This window comes from Emticicia sp. W12TSBA100-4 (assembly GCF_040253585.1).
GTDB lineage: Bacteria > Bacteroidota > Bacteroidia > Cytophagales > Spirosomataceae > Emticicia.
Genome location: NZ_JBELAU010000050.1, coordinates 1 through 1132 on the forward strand (window position 1 = coordinate 1; position 1132 = coordinate 1132).

General features: G+C 30.5%; 1 protein-coding gene. It reads left to right on the forward strand.

The genetic code is table 11. The features are described 5' to 3' along the window. Positions 1-49 precede the first annotated feature (49 nt). Complete coding sequence (locus tag ABR854_RS25680; protein WP_350268722.1) at positions 50-1126, forward strand: transposase; 1077 nt, start codon at positions 50-52, stop codon at positions 1124-1126. The last annotated feature ends 6 nt before the right edge of the window (positions 1127-1132 follow it).

Below are 1132 nucleotides of genomic sequence, written 5' to 3' on the forward strand. Positions count from 1 at the left end.
GGTTCTTTATGATATTACTTGAAAGGTTTAATTTTGCAAAAAAAGCAAAATGGATTTATTAGAGCAATTTAGTGATTTATTACCTATTTCATCGCCTTTCGAGTTATCAAGAATAGAAAAGGATGAAAAAAATCAAGCGGTACATTTTTATTTACAAGTGAGCAAAGAACACATACCATTGAATCATTCAATACACAGTTATTATGCACGTGAATGGGAACATTTACGATTGTTCCAATATCGTTCTTTCATCCATTGCGAGATACCTATTTACAAAGAAAATCAAACAGGTAAACTTACAAAACCCGAAATATCATTTTCGAGAGATTATTCACGTTTTACTTTACAATATGAGCAAGAAGTAATGCGATTGATGCACATACATCATTGTTTTAGCTCTGTTGCAAAGAGTTTAGGGATTAATATTCAACGAGTTGAGTCGATATATCATCATTATACTCAATTCTTAGAGGATGATATTATCATAGAAACACCTATTAATATTGCTTATGACGAAACATCAACAAAAAAAGGGCATGAATACATTACAACATTTTTTGATTTAGATTCATGGAAAATCATTGGTATATATGATGGTAAATCTTCTGAATGTGTTGAACAGTTTATGAAAAACCATCCGTATCCAGAGGCTCTAAAGAATATTTCTATTGATATGTCCCCTGCCTTTATTAGTGGTGCTAAAACATATTTTCCTTGTGTTGATATTACCTTTGATAAATGGCATGTTATCAAATTGATTTACAAACATTTAGATAAATTAGAAACCAAGTCTGAGAATTTTAAAAAGTATATTACCCTAATTATGGACGAAATCACTAATTTCTATACACAAAAACAGCACGAAGAGTTTAAGGCTCAACTAAAATTCATTGCTGATTTTGCTCAAGAAATGATGAAAGACAACGCTATTACTAAAACTATTCTCGCTCACTTTGACGGTATTGCTAACTATGCTAAATCACAAATTAATAATGGGGTTCTTGAAGGCATCAATTCTAAAATTCAGACTATCAAAAGAATTGCCAGAGGTTTCAGATATAAGACTACATTCAAAAAAATGATTCGTTTCGCTTTTTCTCAAACCATTTATCAAGTAATATCATAAAGAACC

Coding starts and splice junctions, on each gene's coding strand:
- ABR854_RS25680 (WP_350268722.1), top strand. CDS start 50: ATGGATTTATTAGAGCAATTTAGTGATTTATTACCTATTTCATCGCCT.